This window comes from Variovorax atrisoli 110B (assembly GCF_000382045.1).
In the GTDB taxonomy this organism is placed as follows: domain Bacteria; phylum Pseudomonadota; class Gammaproteobacteria; order Burkholderiales; family Burkholderiaceae_C; genus Variovorax; species Variovorax atrisoli.
Genome location: NZ_KB907451.1, coordinates 1 through 17962, shown reverse-complemented (window position 1 = coordinate 17962; position 17962 = coordinate 1). Strand labels below are relative to the sequence as shown.

The 17962-nt window shown below is 68.4% G+C and carries 18 protein-coding genes; 6 read left to right on the top strand and 12 right to left on the bottom strand.

The genetic code is table 11. The features are described from left to right. The first annotated feature begins 79 nt into the window (after positions 1 to 79). From G369_RS0108075 to G369_RS0108065, 3 genes are all read left to right on the top strand, one after another. The gene (locus tag G369_RS0108075; protein WP_019653480.1) at positions 80 to 1657 is read left to right on the top strand and encodes a metallophosphoesterase; all 1578 of its coding nucleotides are present in this window, start codon (positions 80 to 82) and stop codon (positions 1655 to 1657) included. A gap of 2 nt (positions 1658 to 1659) precedes the next feature. Next, on the top strand, positions 1660 to 2979 hold the full coding sequence (locus G369_RS0108070) for a cytochrome-c peroxidase (RefSeq protein WP_019653479.1): 1320 nt from the start codon (positions 1660 to 1662) through the stop codon (positions 2977 to 2979). A gap of 96 nt (positions 2980 to 3075) precedes the next feature. Further along, positions 3076 to 4236 (top strand): ABC transporter substrate-binding protein, encoded by a 1161-nt coding sequence (locus G369_RS0108065; protein WP_019653478.1) that lies wholly within the window; start codon positions 3076 to 3078, stop codon positions 4234 to 4236. Positions 4237 to 4341: 105 nt separating this feature from the next. Here G369_RS0108065 and G369_RS0108060 read toward each other — a convergent pair whose 3' ends face one another. The 8 genes from G369_RS0108060 to G369_RS0108025 all read right to left on the bottom strand — a co-directional run bounded on the left by G369_RS0108060 (position 4342) and on the right by G369_RS0108025 (position 12133). Beyond that, on the bottom strand, positions 4342 to 5046 hold the full coding sequence (locus G369_RS0108060) for an ABC transporter ATP-binding protein (protein ID WP_019653477.1): 705 nt from the start codon (positions 5044 to 5046) through the stop codon (positions 4342 to 4344). Continuing rightward, entirely contained in the window at positions 5039 to 5821 is a 783-nt protein-coding gene (locus G369_RS0108055; RefSeq protein WP_019653476.1) for an ABC transporter ATP-binding protein, read from the bottom strand. The genes G369_RS0108060 and G369_RS0108055 overlap by 8 nt, the downstream gene beginning before the upstream one ends. Then, a complete protein-coding gene (locus tag G369_RS0108050; protein ID WP_019653475.1) occupies positions 5818 to 6780 on the bottom strand; it encodes a branched-chain amino acid ABC transporter permease in 963 nt (320 codons plus the stop codon). The genes G369_RS0108055 and G369_RS0108050 overlap by 4 nt, the downstream gene beginning before the upstream one ends. Then, a complete protein-coding gene (locus G369_RS0108045; protein ID WP_019653474.1) occupies positions 6777 to 7637 on the bottom strand; it encodes a branched-chain amino acid ABC transporter permease in 861 nt (286 codons plus the stop codon). The genes G369_RS0108050 and G369_RS0108045 overlap by 4 nt, the downstream gene beginning before the upstream one ends. Positions 7638 to 7694: 57 nt before the next feature. Continuing rightward, a complete protein-coding gene (locus G369_RS0108040) occupies positions 7695 to 8894 on the bottom strand; it encodes an ABC transporter substrate-binding protein (protein WP_019653473.1) in 1200 nt (399 codons plus the stop codon). Positions 8895 to 8992: 98 nt separating this feature from the next. Then, positions 8993 to 9316, bottom strand: a complete 324-nt coding sequence (locus tag G369_RS0108035) for a 2Fe-2S iron-sulfur cluster-binding protein (protein WP_019653472.1) — start codon at positions 9314 to 9316, stop codon at positions 8993 to 8995. 5 nt (positions 9317 to 9321) lie between these two features. Then, positions 9322 to 10770 (bottom strand): glutamine synthetase family protein, encoded by a 1449-nt coding sequence (locus tag G369_RS0108030; protein WP_019653471.1) that lies wholly within the window; start codon positions 10768 to 10770, stop codon positions 9322 to 9324. Positions 10771 to 10795: 25 nt separating this feature from the next. Next, positions 10796 to 12133: an aromatic ring-hydroxylating dioxygenase subunit alpha gene (locus G369_RS0108025; protein WP_019653470.1), complete on the bottom strand. Its 1338-nt coding sequence runs from the start codon at positions 12131 to 12133 to the stop codon at positions 10796 to 10798. Positions 12134 to 12395: 262 nt separating this feature from the next. Here G369_RS0108025 and G369_RS0108020 point away from each other — a divergent pair, with 262 nt between their 5' ends. After that, positions 12396 to 13133 carry a GntR family transcriptional regulator gene (locus tag G369_RS0108020; RefSeq protein WP_019653469.1) on the top strand — a complete coding sequence of 246 codons (738 nt, stop codon included), beginning with the start codon at positions 12396 to 12398 and terminating at the stop codon, positions 13131 to 13133. Between the two features lie 36 nt (positions 13134 to 13169). On the opposite strand, the gene G369_RS0108015 is transcribed toward G369_RS0108020, so the two are convergent. Together G369_RS0108015 and G369_RS0108010 are read right to left on the bottom strand one after the other, a co-directional pair. After that, positions 13170 to 14678, bottom strand: a complete 1509-nt coding sequence (locus G369_RS0108015) for an amidase (RefSeq protein ID WP_019653468.1) — start codon at positions 14676 to 14678, stop codon at positions 13170 to 13172. A 73-nt stretch (positions 14679 to 14751) separates the two neighbouring features. Then, entirely contained in the window at positions 14752 to 15579 is an 828-nt protein-coding gene (locus G369_RS0108010; RefSeq protein ID WP_019653467.1) for a metallophosphoesterase, read from the bottom strand. A gap of 125 nt (positions 15580 to 15704) precedes the next feature. On the opposite strand from G369_RS0108010, the gene G369_RS35525 reads away from it, so the two are divergent. Next, positions 15705 to 15878, top strand: a complete 174-nt coding sequence (locus G369_RS35525; protein ID WP_019653466.1) for a hypothetical protein — start codon at positions 15705 to 15707, stop codon at positions 15876 to 15878. Between the two features lie 21 nt (positions 15879 to 15899). On the opposite strand, the gene G369_RS0108000 is transcribed toward G369_RS35525, so the two are convergent. Then, entirely contained in the window at positions 15900 to 16880 is a 981-nt protein-coding gene (locus G369_RS0108000) for a LysR family transcriptional regulator (RefSeq protein ID WP_019653465.1), read from the bottom strand. A gap of 121 nt (positions 16881 to 17001) precedes the next feature. Between G369_RS0108000 and G369_RS0107995 the strand changes: the two genes are divergently transcribed. Further along, complete coding sequence (locus tag G369_RS0107995) at positions 17002 to 17544, top strand: hypothetical protein (protein ID WP_020722991.1); 543 nt, start codon at positions 17002 to 17004, stop codon at positions 17542 to 17544. A 184-nt stretch (positions 17545 to 17728) separates the two neighbouring features. Here the strand turns inward: G369_RS0107995 and G369_RS39225 are convergent. Beyond that, on the bottom strand, positions 17729 to 17962 hold a 234-nt coding region (locus G369_RS39225; RefSeq protein WP_208604386.1), incomplete at its 5' end, for a hypothetical protein.

The following is a 17962-nucleotide window of genomic DNA, read 5'->3' as shown; positions in this document are numbered from 1 at the left end:
CGTGGCCGTGTAATACGGATTGCACACTGGCCCTCTAGATTGCGGCGTCCCACGACACAACAACCAGAGGGATTCCCCGATGCGCACCACCCCCACCGCGGCCCCCGCGCCGCGCGCCATGCCCGACCTGCGCTGGCTTGCCGGCCTGGCCTGCACCGCCATCCTGCTGCAGGGCTGCAACGGCGGCGACAACGGCCAGTCGATCGTCCTGGGGCCGCCGGCGGCCCCAGCGCCCGCTCCGGCGCCTGCGCCGGCTCCCGCGCCCGCCCCGCAGTCCGACGCCGCCTCGGCCGACGCCAACCTGCAGGCCACGTGGGTGGAGATCGGCGACAACAACGCCGCCATTGCGCGCGCCATCACAAGCTACACCGCGCCGGCCTCGGCCACCACGGCCGACGCCAATGCCGTGTGCCCGCAGATCACGGTGGACGGCAAGACGACGCGCATGACCCTGCGCGTGGCCGCCGGCACGATGGCGCTGCGCACCACCGCCAGCGACCCGGCCGATTCCAAACCCTCCGCCTTTCCCGTGTCGGCCTGCGAGACCACGCTGCCGGCCGACGCGAAGCAGGCCGCCATCGGCACCCGCACCCTGCCACTGCCCAAGGCCGAGCCGCAGCGCGTGCTGGTGCTCGCCGACACCGGCTGCCGCCTGAAGAAGGCCGACAAGGCCTACCAGCCCTGCAACGACAGCACGGTATGGCCCTTCGCGCCGATCGCAGCCACCGGCGCCGGATTCAACCCCGACCTGGTGCTGCACATCGGCGACTACCACTACCGCGAGAACGTCTGCCCCGACGACATCGCCGGCTGCAAGGACAGCCCCTGGGGCTACGGCTGGGACACCTGGCAGGCCGACTTCTTCAAGCCGGCTGCTCCGCTGCTGGCCAAGGCACCGTGGATCGTGGTGCGCGGCAACCACGAGGAATGCGCACGCGGCGGCCAGGGCTGGATGCGCTTCCTCGATCCGCGCCCGTATGCCGACAAGCGCTCGTGCAACGACCCGGCCAACGACAGCACCGGCAACTACTCCGAGCCCTACGCGGTGCAGCTGGGCACGGGGTCGCAGGTCATCGTGTTCGACTCGGCCAAGGCCGGCAAGGCGGCGCTGGCGACCAATGATCCGCAGTTCATCGCCTACCAGAAGCAGTTCCAGACCGTCGCGACGCTGGCCGCCAAGCCCGGCATCACGACCACGATGTTCACCAACCACCATCCCATCCTGGCCTTCGCGCCGGTCGCGGGCCAGACCCCGGCCTCGGGCAACCTCGCGCTGCAGTCTGTGATGGGCAACCTCAACCCCAAGGCCTACTACCCGAGCGGCGTGCACATCGCGCTGCACGGCCACGTGCACGACTTCCAGGCGCTGAACTTCGCCACCGACCATCCCGCTACGGTGGTGTCCGGCAACGGCGGGGACAACCTCGACGTGGCGCTGCCCGATCCGCTGCCCGCCGGCACGGCGCCCGCGCCCGACGTGACGGTCGACCGCATCACGCACCACAGCAGCTTCGGCTTCATGCTGATGGAGCGCAAGGCTTCGCCCGCCGTGGGCTGGACTTTCAAGGCCTACACGGTGGCGGGCAAGCTGCTCGCCACCTGCCAGCAGACCGGCCGCACGCTGGCCTGCGACAAGACCGGCTTCCTGACGCCGTGACGATGCGCGCCGCGCCGGCGATGGCGATGGCGGCTGCCTGCGTAGTCTGGGCGGGTGCGGCCGCCGTCGCCCTTGCCGCGACCACTACCGTGGAGATCAACCCGGGCGGCCCGCCGAGCGTGGTCGTCGAACGCATCGGCGCCACGCCCAAGGTCTCCGCGCGCATCGATCCCACCGAGGCCACGTTCAGGCCCGACCCGGCGCTCGCCGCGCTGGGCAGGCGCATCTTCTTCGACACGCGCCTCTCGCAGCCGCAGGGCACCTCGTGCGCGAGCTGCCACGATCCGCTGCGCGCCTTCACCTCGACGCTCAACGCGGCCTCGCTGTCGGGCCCGCGCACGCCGCAGGGCAGCCGGCCGGGCCGTTTCAGCGCACGCACGGCGCCCTCGCTGCTGTACGTGCGCTACGTGCCGCGGCGGCACTTCTACCAGGACGACGACGCGCCCTTCGCCTCGCCCTTCGGCGGCCTCTTCGCCGACGGCCGCGCCGACACGCTTGCCGAGCAGGCGCGCGGCCCGCTGTTCGACCCCGACGAGATGAACAACGCCTCGCCGCAGAGCCTGCTGCGCAAGCTGCGCGGCACCGACCTGGCTCCCGCGATGTCGCTGGCCTTCGGGCCGCGCGTGCTGCGCGACCCCGAACAGGCGGTGAAGGGCATCGGCCAGGCGCTGCAGGCATACCTGCAGAGCGACGAGATGGCGCCCTTCAGCTCCCGCTTCGACGACTACCTGCGCAAGCGAGCGCCGCTGAGCCTGCAGGAGATGCGCGGCCTCGCGCTGTTCAAGAACCCCGACAAGGGCAACTGCATGTCGTGCCACACGCTGTCGGACACGGCGAGCCGGCCGGAGCGCTCGCTCTTCACCGACTTCGGCTACGACGCCATCGCCGTGCCGCGCAACCTCGCGCTGCCGGCCAACCGCGATGCGCGCCGCTTCGACAACGGCCTGTGCCGCACGGCGGCCCGGCTGCGCTGGCCGGAGCCGAACCAGTGGTGCGGCTACTTCCGCACGCCGGGACTGCGCAACGTGGCGGTGCGCCAGAGCTTCATGCACAACGGCGTGTTCACCACCCTGCGCGAGGCGGTCGCGTTCTACGCCACACGTTCCACCGATCCCGCCAAGTGGTACCACGGCAAGCCGACATTCGACGACGTGCCCGCCGCCTACCGGGGCAACATCAACGTCAACTCCACCCCGATGAACCGTCGCCCCGGCACAACACCCGCACTGACGGAGGAGGAGATCGACGAGATCAGCGCCTTCCTCGGCACGCTGACCGACGCCCCTTATGTGGCGGCCATGCCGAAGCCGGCCAAGAAGTAGCCGCCAAGGTCATCTTTCGGGCGGGAAGGTGCGTTACATTCCTCGAAAGAGTGTGAACTTTTGTCACAGACGCATTCACTTCCGGAGACTTCGACCATGACCGTTCCCATGCCGCGCGAGTCGATTGCGCCGCTTTCCTCCAGCCGTCGGCGTGCGCTGACCGGCCTGGCCGCCGCCACTGCCGCCGCCGGCCTCGGCTTTCCGGCGCTCGCGCAGAACCGGCCGGTGCGCGTGGGAACGACCTTCGACAACAGCAGCGTCGAGAAGGCCAACGGCCAGGGCCTCTACCAGGGCTCCAGCGCCTTCTTCAACGCGCTGAACAAGGCCGGCGGCATCAACGGCACCAAGGTCGAGCTCGTGATGGCCGACGACACCTTCAAGCCCGACGTGGCCAAGGCCAATGCCCTGGCCTTCGAGAAGGACAGCTCGGTGCTCGCGCTGGTGCACCCCCTGGGCACGCGCCAGACGGCCGAGGTGATGGATGCGGTGCCCGGCATGGCCGTGGTGGGGCCCATCACCGGCACGATCTCGCTGCGCAAGAAGAATGCGCCCAACACCTTCTGGGTGCGCGCCAACTACGACCAGGAGGTCGAGAAACTGGTGAGCACCGCCGCCGTGCTGGGCCAGAGCCGTATCGGCCTCGTGCATTCGGAAGACCCGCTGGGCCAGTCGGTGCTGGCGGCCTTCAAGAGCGCGCTGGCCAAGGCCAAGCTGGAGCCCGCGGTCATCGCGACCACGCCCAACACCACCAGCATGGAAGTGGGCCCCGCCGCAGCAGCCATCGCCAAGGCCAAGCCGCAGGTGGTGGTGGTCGGGCTGGCCGGCACGGCGCCGGTGTTCCTGAAGGCGCTGCGCGAGGCGGGCAACAGCAGCTCGGCCTACGGCCTGTCCATCACGGCCAGCGCGCTGTCGGCCATGGGCGACCTGGCCAAGGGCCTGGGCTTCGTGATCGTCGTGCCCTCGCCATACGCGACCAGGTTCGAGGTCGTGCGCCGCTACCAGGCCGACATGGTGGCCAACGGCGTCAAGGATTTCTCGCTCACCAGCCTGGAGGGCTATCTGAACGCGGCCGTGCTCGCCGAAGGCATGCGCCGCGCGGGCGGCACGCTCACGCGCGCCTCGGTGATGTCGGGCCTCGCCAGCATCGAGAACTTCGACCTCGGCGGCGTGAAGATCAACTACGGACGCACCAACCGCGAAGGCGGCCAGTTCGTGGACGTGGCCGTCATCGGCAGCCGCGGACAGATGCTGAGCTAGGCCAGGTACTGCCCCAGGCTTCGCGCGCTTCGTATAGCTTCGCCAGCCTCCTTACCGGGGGCGACGCCTGCGGCCCGGCAAAGCCGGTTCCGCGGGGGGCTGCAATCAAACCCCGACGCCCAGCAAGCCTTCCAGCAGCTCCTGGTCGGCCGCCAGTTCCGCGCTGGGCCCCGCATGCACCACCGTGCCGCGCTCCAGCACGATGGCCTTGTGCGTCATCTCCAGCGCCAGCACCGGGTGCTGCTCCACCACGATCGACGCGAGCCCCTCCGATTCGCACAGCCGGCGGATCGCCGCCGCCAGTTCCTCCACGATGATCGGCGCGAGGCCTTCCATGGGCTCGTCGAGCAGCAGCAGCTTCGGGTTGGTCATGAGGGCGCGGCCGATGGCGAGCATCTGCTGCTCGCCGCCCGAGAGCTGGTTGCCGTAGTTGCTGCGCCGCTCGCGCAGGCGCGGGAAGAAGTCGTAGACGCGCTTGAGGTTCCAGCCGCCCAGGCGCGAGATCACGGTGAGGTTCTCCTCGACGGTGAGCGAGGGGAACACCTCGCGTTCCTGCGGCACCCAGCCCAGCCCCGCGCGCACGCGCTGGTGCGAGGGCCAGCGCACGATGTCCGTGCCCTGCCAGCGGATCGCGCCCTGCATCACGCGGGTGTTGCCCATCAGCGTCTCGAGCAGCGTGGTCTTGCCCACGCCGTTGCGCCCGAGGATGGCGAGGCTCTCGCCCTGCTGCAGGGAGAAGTCGAGCCGGTCGAGCACCACGGCGTTGCCATAGCCGGCGGTGACGTTGTCGAAGGCGAGTGCTTCAGGCATGTGGGTGTGGGTGGTGGTGGAGGTGCGAGCTGCCCAGGTAGACCTCGCGCACGCGCGGGTCGGCGCCGATTTCCGAAGGCGTGCCCTCGGTGAGGATGCGTCCACCCACCAGCACCGAGATGCGGCGGGCGAAGCGGAAGACCAGCTTCATGTCGTGCTCGATGAAGAGCACGCTGATGTCCGCGGGCAGCGCCGCGATGGCCTCGAACAGCTCGCCGCTCTCGTCCTCCGGCACGCCGGCGGCCGGCTCGTCGAGCAGCAGGATGCGGGGCTTCGCCGCCAGCGCGAGCGCGATCTCGAGCAGCCGCTGCTTGCCGTAGGCCAGCTCGGCCACGGGCACGTCGGCGAGGCTGTCGAGCTTCAGCGTGCGAAGCAGCGCATGGGCTTCGTCGAACACCGCGGTGCAGCCCTTCAGCGGCCGCCACCAGGTGGCGCCCAGCCCTTCGCGCTCGCTGATCGCCAGCACCACCGACAACAGCGGCGTGAGGCTGGGAAAGAGCGTGTTGATCTGGAAGGTGCGCGCCAGACCCATTCGCGCACGTTTGTCGCCGGAGAGTCGCGTGATATTCGCCGCGCCCATGTGGATGCTGCCGCTGGTGGGCCTGAGCACGCCGGTCAGCAGGTTGATGAGCGTGGTCTTGCCGGCGCCGTTGGGGCCGATCAGCGCCTGCCGCGCGCCGGGTTCGAGCGAGAGGTTCACCTCGGCCACGGCCTGGAAGGCGCCGAAGCGCACGCCGAGGTCCTGCGTGCGCAGGGTGTGCGTGGCGTTCGTCATCGCGCCTTCCCCGTGCGAACGAGGCGCGAGAGCGCGCCCATGATGCCGCCGCGTCCCAGCATGACGGCGGCGATCAGGAAGACGCCGAGCCAGAACATCCAGTACTGCGGGTTCATGTCGGCGAACCAGTCGTGCACCAGCATGTAGACGATGGCGCCGATCATCCCGCCATAGAGCCGCCCCGTGCCGCCGAGCACCAGGATGATGAGCACTTCGGCCGAGCGGTTGAAGCCGATCGATTCGATGCCGACGAACTGCGTGGTCTGCGCCAGCAGCGCGCCCGCCACGCCGGCCACCGCCGCCGAAAAGGCGTAGGCCATGCGCAGCCGCGCCTCCACCGGCGAGCCGATGGCCGTCATGCGCTTGCGGCTGTCGTGGATGCCGCGCAGCGCCAGCCCGAAGGGCGAGCGCAGCACCAGCCGCACCAGCAGGAACATCGCGAGCACCACGCCGAAGGCGTAGCCGAACGCCGTCTTGCCGTAGAGGTCGAATTCGAAGAAGCCGAGCACCGGCGCGATGACCACGCCCTGCAGCCCGTCGGTGCCGCCGGTGATGCCCGAGAGCCGGTTGGCCAGTTCGTAGAGCAGCACGCACACGCCGATGGTGATCATCAGCCGCGTGAGATCGGCGCCGCGCACCACCAGGTAGCTCAGCGCATAGCCCAGCGCGCCGCACACAGCGAGCGCGAACACGAGTCCGCTGAAGGGCTCGCTCCAGCCGTACCTGGCCAGCAGGCCCGCCGCATAGGCGCCGGCGCCGAAGAAGGCCGCATGGCCCACGGTGAGGATGCCCGCGTAGCCCAGCGCCATGTCGAGCGACACCGCGAACAGGCCGAAGATCAGCACCTGGCTCATCAGCGTGAGCTTGTCGGGCAGCAGGAAGAAACTCGACGCCAGCGCGAGCCAGAAGGCCGCTTCGGCGATGCGCAGCTGCGCGGGGGAAAGGTTCAGGGCTTTCATGCGAGCCCCTTCTTCGCGACGATGCCATTCGGCCGCACCAGCAGCATGACGATCATGAAGACGTAGATGAGGAATGCGCCGGTCTCCGGCAGGTAGTACTTGCCCGCCACGTCGACGATGCCGACCAGCAGCGCCGCGATGAAGGGCCCCGTGACGGTGCCCGCGCCGCCGACGCAGACCACCATCAGGAAGTAGACGAGGTACTTGAGCGGAAACGAGGGCTCCAGCCCCAGCATCCCCAGGCTCAGCGCGCCGCCCAGGCCCGCGAGGCCGCAGCCCAGCGAGAAGGTCAGGAAGAAGAGCCGCTGCACGTGGATGCCGGTGCCGCCGGCCACGCGCTGGTTGTCGACCGCCGCGCGCACCATCGCGCCGTAGCGCGTCTTGCCCAGGCCCAGCAGCAGCGCGGCCAGCACGACCACGCCGCAGACGATCAGGAAGAGCCGGTAGCGGCCCACTTCCAGGCCCGCCAGCGACACCTGCCCATCGAGCGCCGGCGGCAGCGCGAAGGGCTGCATCGTCGGGCCGAAGAAGTAGGTGAAGGCTGCGATCGACACGAACACCACGCCGATCGACAGCAGCACCTGGTCCAGCGGATGCGCGCGGTACAGGCGCCGGTAGAACACGAACTCCAGCACCGCGCCCAGCACGGCCGCCGCCACGAAGGCGGCGGCGAGCGAGAGGCCGAAGCCCACGCCGAACCGGCTCATCAGCACGCTCGCGGCATAGCCGCCCACCATCGCGAAGCTGCCGTGCGCGAGGTTGACGAAATTCATGAGCCCCATCGTGATGGACAGGCCCACGCCGATGAGGAAGAGGAGCATGCCGTAGGCCACTCCGTCGAAGATCACGATGCCCATGAATTTCCCGCTGGCTGACTCGCTGGCTGATTGACTGAACGATCGGATGCAGCGCGCCTACTTGGCGGCCGTGCCTTCCTTCGCCGGGTCCTTCACGCGCTCGAACTTGTCGAACTCCACGTTCACCAGCTGGCCGTTCACGCGCTCGGTCTTGCGGATGTAGACGGTCTGCACGATGTCGCGCGTGACCGGGTCGATCTCCACCGGGCCGCGCGGGCTCTCGAAGCTCAGGCCCTTGAGCGCGTCCATGAACTTGTCGCCGGAGGTGTCGCCCTTGGTCTTGGCCAGCGCGAGGTCGATGGCGGCCATGGCGTCGTAGGCAGTCACGGCGAAGTAGCTCGGGCGCAGCTTGGTGCCGTTGTCGGCGGCGAAGTCCTTCACGAACTTCTGGTTCTTCGGCGACGGGTGCGCGAAGGAGTAGTGGTGGCTGGTGACCAGGCCCAGCGCCACGTCGCCGGTGGCGTCGAGGTAGCTGTCGTCGGTGGCTTCGCCGGTCGCGAAGAGCTTGATGCCGGCCTGCTCCATGCCGCGCTCCTTCCAGACCTTCAGGAAGGCCGGCGGCATCACGCCCGAGGGGAAGAAGAAGAACACGGCCTGGGGCTTGGCGTCCTTGATGCGCTGCACGTAGGCGGAGAAGTCGGGGTTGTTCATCGGCGTGCGCACCTCGCCCGAGACCTTGCCGCCGCCGGCGGTGAAGGTCTTCTTGAAGGCGGTTTCCGCGTCGACGCCCGAGGCGTAGTCGGCGACCACGGTGTAGGCGTCCTTGATGCCTTCCTTGAGCATGTAGCGCGCCATCGGGTCGGTGACCTGCTGCACGGTGAACGACAGGCGCGCCACGTAGGGCGAGCTGGTGGTGATGGCCGACGAGGCCGCGTTCATCACGATGGTCGGGATCTTCGCCTGCGTGGCGATGGCGCCCACGGCGTAGGCGTTGGGGCTGAAGTCCAGGCCGGTGAGCACGTTCACCTTGTCGCGCACGATGAGCTCCTGCGCGATGCGCTTGGCGGCGTCGGGCGCGGGGCCGGCAGTGTCCTTCTTGATGATCTCGACGGTGCGGCCGCCCACCTTGCCGCCGTGCTCCTTCAGGTAGAGCGCGATGCCGGCGTCGAACTGGCGGCCGTAGTCGGCGTACGGGCCCGAGTAGGTGGCGATGAGGCCGATGCGCAGCGGCTCGTCGGCCGCATGCGCCGTGGCGCCCGCAAGGCCGAGGCCGGCCAGAAGCAGGGTCGAGAGGAGGGTTCTCTTGGTCATCGTCATGGAAAAGGACCTTTCAGGTGGAGTGGATGCGCCCGACGGGGCGCTGCTTTCGTGTAACCGGGTGCAAGCGAAGCGCGCGATGATGCCCGAGCCAGGCGTCAGACCTGCGTATCGGGCACGCGCACAGTGAGGCCATCGAAGGCCGCGGTGATGCTGAGCTGGCAGCTCAGCCGCGAACCGGGCCGGCGCTCCGACGCCACGACGTCGAGCAGCGCGCTCTCCATGTCGTCGGGCGGCGGCAGCAGGTCGATGAAGGCGTCGTCCACGTAGACGTGGCAGGTGGCGCAGGAGCAGCAGCCGCCGCACTCGGCATCGATGCCGCGCACGTTGCCGCGGATGGCGGTCTCCATCACGCTGGCGCCGACCTTGGCGTCGACCTCGCGCGTGGTGCCGTCCTTGAGGATGTAGTGGATCGTGGGCATGGGGTTTAGAACATGTCGAAGTACTCGCGGTGTTCCCACTCGCTGACTTCGAGGTTGAAGCGGGCGATCTCCGCTTCCTTGATGTGGCAGAGGTAGTCGACGAAGGTCTTGCCCATCTGCGCGTTGAGCATCTCGTCGCGGCGCAGGCAGGCGAGGGCGTCGCCCAGTGAACGGGGCAGCTGCTCGGCCGGCGTCTCGTAGGGCGCGTCGGCGGAGGGGCCGGGGTCGATCCGGTTGCGGATGCCGTCGAGGCCCGAGAACAGCTGCGACGCCAGGTACAGGTACGGGTTGGCCGTCGGCTCGCCCACGCGGTTCTCGATGCGGGTGGCCGACTGGCCCGGGCCGCCGAGCACGCGCAGCATCGCGCCGCGGTTGTCCTTGGCCCAGATCGCGCGGTCGGGCGCGAGCGAGAAGGGGCGGTAGCGCCGGTAGCCGTTGATGGTGGGGCTCGCCAGCGCCGCGGCGCCGCAGGCGTGCGCCTTGAGGCCGCCGAGGTAGTGCATGCCGGTCTCGCTCAGCGGCTGCCCGCCCGCGGCTTCCGGCATGAAGGCATTGACCCCGTCGCCTTTGCGGCGCAGCGACTGGTGCAGGTGCCAGCCGCTGGACATCACGTTCGGGATCTTCGGCCGGCACATGAAGGTGGCATGCAGTCCGTTTCGCTGGCAGACCTGCTTGATGGCGCTGCGCAGCAGCACCATGGTGTCGGCGGGCATGACGCCGGCCGTGGGACCGAAGGTCAGCTCGAACTGGCTGGGGCCGAATTCGATCTCGAGCGAGCGCAGCGGAAGGCCCAGCGCCATGAGCTGCGAGCGCAGCAGCTCCATCAGCCCGTCGACGCGGTCGTAGCGCAGCTCGGTGAGGTACTGGTGGCCGTGCGAGAGCAGCGACACGCGCGGCGGCTCGCCGGGCTGGCCCGAGTCGGCCAGCCCCATGCGCGCGTCGTCGAGCTTGAAGACATGGAACTCCACCTCGAGGCCGGCGATGAGGTCCAGCCCCAGCTCGTCGAGCTGGCGCACCGCGCGCTGCAGGATCTGCCGCGTGGCGAAGGGGCAGGGCTTGCCGTCGGCCATGTAGGCGTCGCACATCACCCAGCCGGTGCGCGGCGACCACGGCAGGACCTTGAAGGTGGCGGGGTCGGCCACGATGGTGAAGTCGGCACCGCCCTGCAGGCCCTCGACCGCGAAGCCGCCGCCCTGGGTGAATACCGGGAACACGGTCTTGTGCGACGTGTCCTTGGCCAGCAGGGTCGAGGTGAGGTTGACGCCCTCCCAGAGGGCCGAGCGCGCCTCGGCCGCGACCAGCGTCTTGCCGCGCAGGATGCCGTGCTGGTCCGGCCAGGCGAAGCGGACGAGGTCGACCTCGCCGCCGTCGATGCGGCGCACCAGTTCCCTGGCCTGCGCGTGCTGGTCTTCGCTCCAGAGGCCGAAGCGGTCGACGAATGTGTGGCTGCTCATGGCGCTTGTGTCCTGTGAGCGGGGCTCAGGCGGCGGCCAGGCGTGCGGAGGCCCAGTCCGACTTCAGTCGCCGGGCGCGGTCGGCGTCCTGCCAGTAGGCCTCGGTGGCGGCCTCGTCGGCGACGTTGCGGCCGATGCCGTCGATGGAGGGCGGCCCGGTCATGGCGCTGGCCTGCGCGGCGTCGATGACCATCGGTGCGCCTTCGCCGGCGAGCGTGGCCTCGATCGCCTTCACCAGCACGCGGCGGTAGGCAATGATCCCCTTGTCGGTGCTGCCCAGGTGCTCACGCGTGCGGTCTTGAATCGGGCCCTGCGACTCCACCGCCCACTGGTCGTGCACGTTGATGTCGTCGCCCATGCCGGTGTAGGTCTCGGTGAGCTGTTCCTCGACGCTGTAGCCGTAGTTGTTGCGCTTGTTCTTGCGCGAGGTGTAGTCGGGCAGCTCGTAGAGCTTCAGGCGCTGTTCGCGCATCTGCTGCTTGTCGACCGGGCCGGTGAAGCTCGTGAAGATGGCGTACCAGTAGCAGTGCGTGTCGTCCACCGGCACGTGCCACTGCGAGATGGTCATCTCGGAGCTCATCGGGATCACGAAGGCCTGCGGGAACACGAGGTTGGTCACGCGCACGTGGGTGGTGTCTTCCGACAGCTTGCGCAGCGCCTTCAGTCGGAAGCCGTAGTCGGTGGGCTCGACGCTGATGTCGGGCCTGTCGTACTCGCGCAGCACCTTGGTGATCGGCATGTCGGAGTCGGCCGAGGCGCCGCGGAACTGCTTGCCGTAGCTCTCGGAGGTGTCCTCGTCCTCGAAGAAGCGGTGCAGGTACGAGGCATGTGCCGGGTCGATGCCCACCTCGAGCGCCTGCAGCCAGTTGCACTCGAACAGGCCCTTGAACGCGAAGGTGTGGCTGTCGGGCGCGACGAAGCAGTCGAACTCGGGGAAGGCCGGGGGCTCGCCCTCGCCGATGTAGGCGAAGACCACGCCGCTCTTCTCGACCACCGGATAGGCCGACTGCTTGATGCGGGTGCACAGCTTGCTGGTGGCGGGCTCGGCCGGGGTCTCGAGGCAGTTGCCCTTGGCGTCGAACAGCCAGCCGTGGAAGGCGCAGCGCAGGCCGCCGTTCTCGAGCCGGCCGAAGGCGAGGTCGGCGCCGCGGTGCGGGCAGTCGCGGTCGAGCATGCCGAGCTGGCCGCTCTCGTCGCGAAACAGGACGAAGTCCTGCCCCATGAGCTTCACCGGCTTGACCGGGCGCGGACCCGCCAGTTCGTCGGCCAGGGCCACCGGCTGCCAGTAGCGGCGCAGCAGCTTGCCGGCGGGGGCGCCGGGTCCGACGCGGGTGATGAAATCGTTCTGCTCTGCGCTGATCATCGTGCGGGCTCCATCGTGGGGACTGTGGAAAGAGGCTTGCAGCCATTGCATGCAACTGTATGCATTGTCTTGGTGATCCTCGATCCCGGTCAAACTTTCATCTGCAAAATTGCCCCAATCTGGGGCCTTCGAACGCCAAAATCAGGGTAAACGCTGAGCGTATCGTCAGTTTTTGACACTGCTTGTGAAGCAATGCATGCAACAACCGAGCCAGAGTAAATACGCTGCGTGCAATGCGGGGCCCGTCTCCTAGAATTCGTCCATGGACTCCCAACAATCCCGCGTGCTCGTGCAACTGCGCGACATGATCCTCAAGGGCGAATTCGTGCCCGGAGAGCGGCTGGCCGAGATCCCGCTGGCCGAGAAGCTCGAGGCTTCGCGCACCCCGGTGCGGCTGGCGCTGGCCAGCCTGGAGCACGAAGGGCTGATCGAGCAGTCGCCCAGTGGCGGCTACCAGATGCGCCGCTTCACCTCGCAGGAGGTGGCCGACGCCATCCGCGTGCGCGGCGTGATCGAAGGCTTCGCCGCGCGCCTGCTGGCCGAGGACGGCGCCTCGCGCCAGCTGCTGCGCGACCTGAAGGACTGCCTGGAAGACGGCGACCGCGCCGTGAACAAGCCCAGCATGGAGCTCGACGACTACGCCGCCTACGTCGAGATGAACGACCGCTTCCACAAGCTGATCATCGAAGGCTGCGGCAACCTCGCGCTCAAGCGGGTGATGGACATGCTCGGCGGCCAGCCCTTCGCCGCCCCGAGCGCGATGCTGCCGATGCAGTCGTCGATGGAAGAGGGCCAGCAGTGGATGCGCCAGGCGCACCGCACCCACCATGCGATGGTGCAGGCCATCGAGCGCGGGCAGGGCTCGCGCGCGCAGGCGCTGGGCGAGGAGCACGTCGAGATCGCGCGCATGAACCTCGACTACGCGCTGGAGCGGCCCGAACTCGCGGCCGAGCTCATGCCGGGCATCAAGCTGGTGGCGAAGGGTCGCGGCGGCGCCTGAATCCCGGGCGCCGGCGGCCGCCTGGCGGTGCGGCGCTCAGCTGCTGAGGGCGCGCCGCGGCGTCACCACCGCCTCCACCGCCGCGCCGACCGCCAGCAGCCGGTGATCGGTGTTGCCGATGCCGGCCACCATCAGCCCCACCGGCGCGGTGCCCGCGTCATGGCAGGGCACCGAGAGCGCACAGCCGTCGAACAGGTTCACCACCGAGGGGTTGCGCAGCATGCGGCCGTTGATCCGGTAGTAGGTTTCGTCGTCCTTCAGCACCTCGGCGATGGGCGGAGCGATGTCGGGCGTGGTGGGCATCAGCATCGCGTCGTAGCTTGCGGCCGCGGTGTTGATCGAGCGGATGAACTGGCGGCGCAGCGCCTGGAGCTGCAGGTAGTCGGGCGCGGTGATCGTCTCGCCGGTCCTGATGCGGGCCAGCACGCGAGGGTCGTACCTGGCGGCGCCGGTCTTGATGAACTCGCGGTGCCAGGTGAAGGCCTCGGCGGCGGTGATCATGCCGCGCGGGTTGATGTTCGGCGCCCTCGCGAACTCGGCCATCGGCAGCTCGGTGACCGTCGCGCCCGCGGCAGAGAGCTTGGCCAGTGCCGACGCGAAGGCCGCGGCCACCGGCGGCGAGAGCTCGTCGAGGAAGAAGGTCCCGGGCACCGCGAAGCGCAGGCCGCGCATCGGCAGCACCCGCAGCGGACGCGGCAGCTCGGCGGCGAGCACGGCATCGAGCAGGGCGCAGTCTTCCACCGTCCAGGCCATGGGCCCGGCGGAGTCGAAGGAGGTCGACAGCGGCAGCACGCCGTCGAGCGGAACGCGCCGCTGCGTCGGCTTGAAGCCCACCAGTCCGTTGAGGGCCGCCGGGATGCGCAGCGATCCGCCGGTGTCGGTGCCGATCGCGCCGGCCGCCATGCCGTCGGTCAGCGAGATCGCGCCGCCCGAAGTCGAGCCTCCGGGGATGCGGCCCGTCGCGCGGTCGTAGGCGTTCTTCGGCGTGCCGTAGTGCGGGTTGATGCCCAGGCCGGTGTAGGCGAACTCGACCGTGTTGGAGCGCCCTATGATGATCGCGCCGGCACGCCGCAGCCGCTCGACCACGATGGCATCGCGCGCGGCCGGTGGCTGGCCGGCCAGCACCGTGGAGCCCCCCAGCGTGGTGACGCCGGCTTCGTCGAACAGGTCCTTCAGCGAGATCGGGATGCCTGCGATGGGCGACGCGGCGGGTCGGCCGCTCTTGCGCTCGGCGTCGAGCCGCGCGGCGGTGGCACGGGCCGAATCGGCATGCACGCGGATGAAGGTGCGGGCGCCTTCGCCGGCGGGGTTCTGGATGGCGGCCAGCGCTTCTTCCACCAGCTGGCTGCTGCTGAGGCTTCCGGCGGCGAGGCGGCGCGACATCTCCGCCATCGAGAGCTGTCCCAGGGCTCGGCCGGTGGTCGCCTCAGGCGGTTTCTGGGCGAAGGCTTGCGGCCAGAACGAGAGCACGCCGGTGGTCGCGGCGGCGCCGGCGGCCTGCTGCAGGAAGTGGCGACGTCCTTGTTGTTTCTGCTGCTGCGTCATGGCGCGCTCCCCCGTCGTTCGGATGGAATCGGGCCAGTCTACACAGCCGAGGCTGCGGAGGCGTTGCCGGCCGTTACCGCTGCGGTTGCCGGGTGTCGGGCACCTCGATCAGCAGTTGCGGCCTGTAGCCTTCCTGCTCGCCGTTGCGCGCGTAGCCCAGCGGATTGGCGACCACGCGGCAGCCGTTCTTCACGTAGTCGGACGGACAGTGCAGATGGCCGTGCAGCCAGAGCTGCGCGTGGGGCAGCAGCGCGTCGAGCGCGTTGCAGAAACCCGCGGTGCCGGGTGTCAGGCCGTAGCGCGGGTCTCCGCTCTCCAGGCTGGGCGCGAAGTGCGTGACGACCACCGTGGTGCCGTCGAAAGGCTCGGCCAGCGCCTGCGTGAGCCACTCCTGGCAGGCGAGCGCCTGCTCCCGCAGCTGCGCGGCGAGGAAGAGTTCGCCGTTACGCATGGTGGCCGCTTTTTCAAGATAGAAATCGGCCGCGCGCATCGCCTTGCCCCGCTTCTTGAGCGCTTCGGCGAGGCTGTCGGTCGGCTCGGCGAGCGCGTCGAAATCGGCCCAGAGCGTGGTGCCGACGAAGCGGACGCCTTCGATCACGCGGGATTCGCGCTCCAGCCAGATGATCTCGAGCTCGTCGCAGAGCGCGCGCAGGCGCTCGTGGGTCTCGTCGAAGTCGACGTTGTCGTATTCGTGGTTGCCCGGCACGTAGATCACCGGCACCGGCCATCCGTTGCGGGGCGAGAAGCGGCCCAGGCCGAAATCGGGGTCGATCAGGCGGGAGTCCTGCTGATAGGACCCGATATCACCCGCCAGGACCAGCATGTCGGCACCGGGAAGCGGCTCGGCCCGGAAGTGCGGGTGGGACTCCAGGTGCAGGTCGGAAAGCAGTTGCAGCTTCATCGTCGGGCCAGTCTAGGTGAATTGCCCCATGCATGACGCGCATAAGGTTTGGCTTGAATTTATAGGGTTAACCCTTATTCTTGAAACATCAACCACTCCAGCGCAGCCACAAGCCGCGCACCATCATGTTCAGCCTTCTCGCCCAAGTGGCCCGTTTCTTCCGTTCTTCAAGCGCCAATGCGCCGGCCAGCCACGCCGCCGCCCTGATGGAAAGCGCCGACATCCGCGCCGGCCGTGGCGCCCGCCACGCCCAGGAACTGCGCGCCGCCGCCAGCGCCTGGCTCAGCGTCGTCCGCTGATCCACCAACTGACAAGCAAGGTCAGTCGGGCACCTTCTGTCCGAGGACCGACCCGGCGAAAGCCGCGGCTGCAGAGCGCAGCAGCGCATTACGCAGCCACTCGTGAGAGTGCCCGTGCTGGGCGCGCCGGTGCCAGATGGCGTCCACGTGCACCGGCGGCTGGTCGAAGGGCAGGTCGCGCAGCACGAGCTGGTCGTCGATGCCGGTCACGGTCACGAAGTGACGGGGCAGCACGGTCAGCAGATCGGAATTGGCCACCACCCGGCCCGCGGTGAAGAACTGGTTCACCGTCACCACGATGCGCCGCTCACGCCCCATCGCGCCCAGCGTCTGGTCGATGAAACCGTAGGGACGGCCGGAAAAACTCACCAGCAGATGCCGCGCCGCGCAGTAGTCATCGAGCGTCAGCGGCGCTTTCGCCAGCGGATGGCCGCGCCGCATCACACATACATATTGGCCCAGGTAGAGCCGCTGGGTCTCGAACGGGACTCCCACGCCCGACTGGCCGCGCGCAGCGAGGCTGGCGATCACCGCCGGGAAGTAGCCGACGGCCATGTCCACTTCTTCCTGCTCGAGCATGCGGCGCGGGTCGCGCGTGGTCAGCGGCAGCACGCGCAGCGAAATGGCCGGGGCTTCCTTTTCCGCAATCTGCACCAGGCCTGGTATGAGCTCGGCCGCGGTTGCGTCCGCCATGGCCAGCAGGAAGGTGGTGTCGGCCGTGCCCGCGTCGAACTCCCCGGGCGCGAGCGTGTGCTGCAGCTGGCGAAGGGCATCGCGCACGGTCGGCCACAGGGCGAGCGCACGAGGGGTGGGTTCGACGCCTGCGCCGGAGCGGCGCACCAGCTCGTCCCCCAGCACTTCCCGCAGGCGCCGGAGCGCGTTGCTCACCGCCGGCTGGGTGATGGACAGGTTCCGGGCCGCGCGCGTGAGGTTGCGCTCTGCCATCACCTCGTCGAAGACGCGGAGGAGGTTGAGGTCGAGCGTGCGAAAGTTGACGTCCATCAGTGGTGTGAATGATAAACATCAGAAAGATAAAGTGGATAAACACTGGGGTAATCCCTAATATCACCCCATCGGCCTTGTTCGCCACCACTGATTACCAATGTCCCAGGAGGGATGCATCATGACCAGCTTCGTTCACGTTGACCAACCTACTGTCCACCCCGGCGTGCGTCGCGCCGAAGTCCTGTTCGGCCAGATCCAGGCCGCCCGCGCCGGTGCCAACGGCGCCCGCCCGCTCATCGCACTGCTGATCGTCGCGATCGCGGCGGCGGTGCTGGTGGTGACCGAGTCGCTCGTTTCCAACTGGAACGAAGGCGGCCTGCTCGCTGCCTGGGCGGTGTTCTGCATTGCAGCCATCGCCTTGTTCGCACTGTTCGCAGGCTCGATCCGCCAGGGCCGCCTTGCCTCGGCATGGCGCTCCGCTGCTCAACGCCGTGCCGCCGCGCATGCGGATGCCCGCTTCCTCGCCACTGCGCAGAGCGACCCGCGCGTGATGCAGGAGCTGCAGGCCGCCATGTGGCGCCAGCAGTCGGAAGGCACCGTGTCGGCAACCGAGGCAGCAAAGATCGATGCGCTGGCCCGCATGAATGTCCGTTCGCAGGAAGTGCGCATGCCCACGCTGTACGAAGCGATGCGCCGTATGAACAGCTCGCGCTACTACTAATAAGTAGAGAAGCGAAGCGCTGGATGAAGAAAGCCGCCCTAGGGGCGGCTTTCTTTTTTGGCCCACTTCTAAGGCTTGTCTTGGTCTGGCGTAAGGACCGATCAAAAAGAATCGTGCAGAAGTTGACGGACCGAGGAAATCTGTCATATACTCGAGGGCTTCGCTACTGACGGCCTTGTGTTGTTTAAGCGGCTGGTGTCCTGGGATGCTGGTTGTGTGTGGTGAAGAAAGTCTTCGAAAAAGTTGACCGCTTCTTAAAAAACGGTGCATAATCGAAGGCTTCGCTGAAACGACTGATTCGGCGGCTTGCGGTGAAGACTGCGGGTTGCGAAAGAAGAGGTTGGCAGATGCGAAAAGCCAAAATAGTTTGGTTGATTTGAAAAAATCGTGCTAGACTACAAGGCTCCGCTGAAATGAC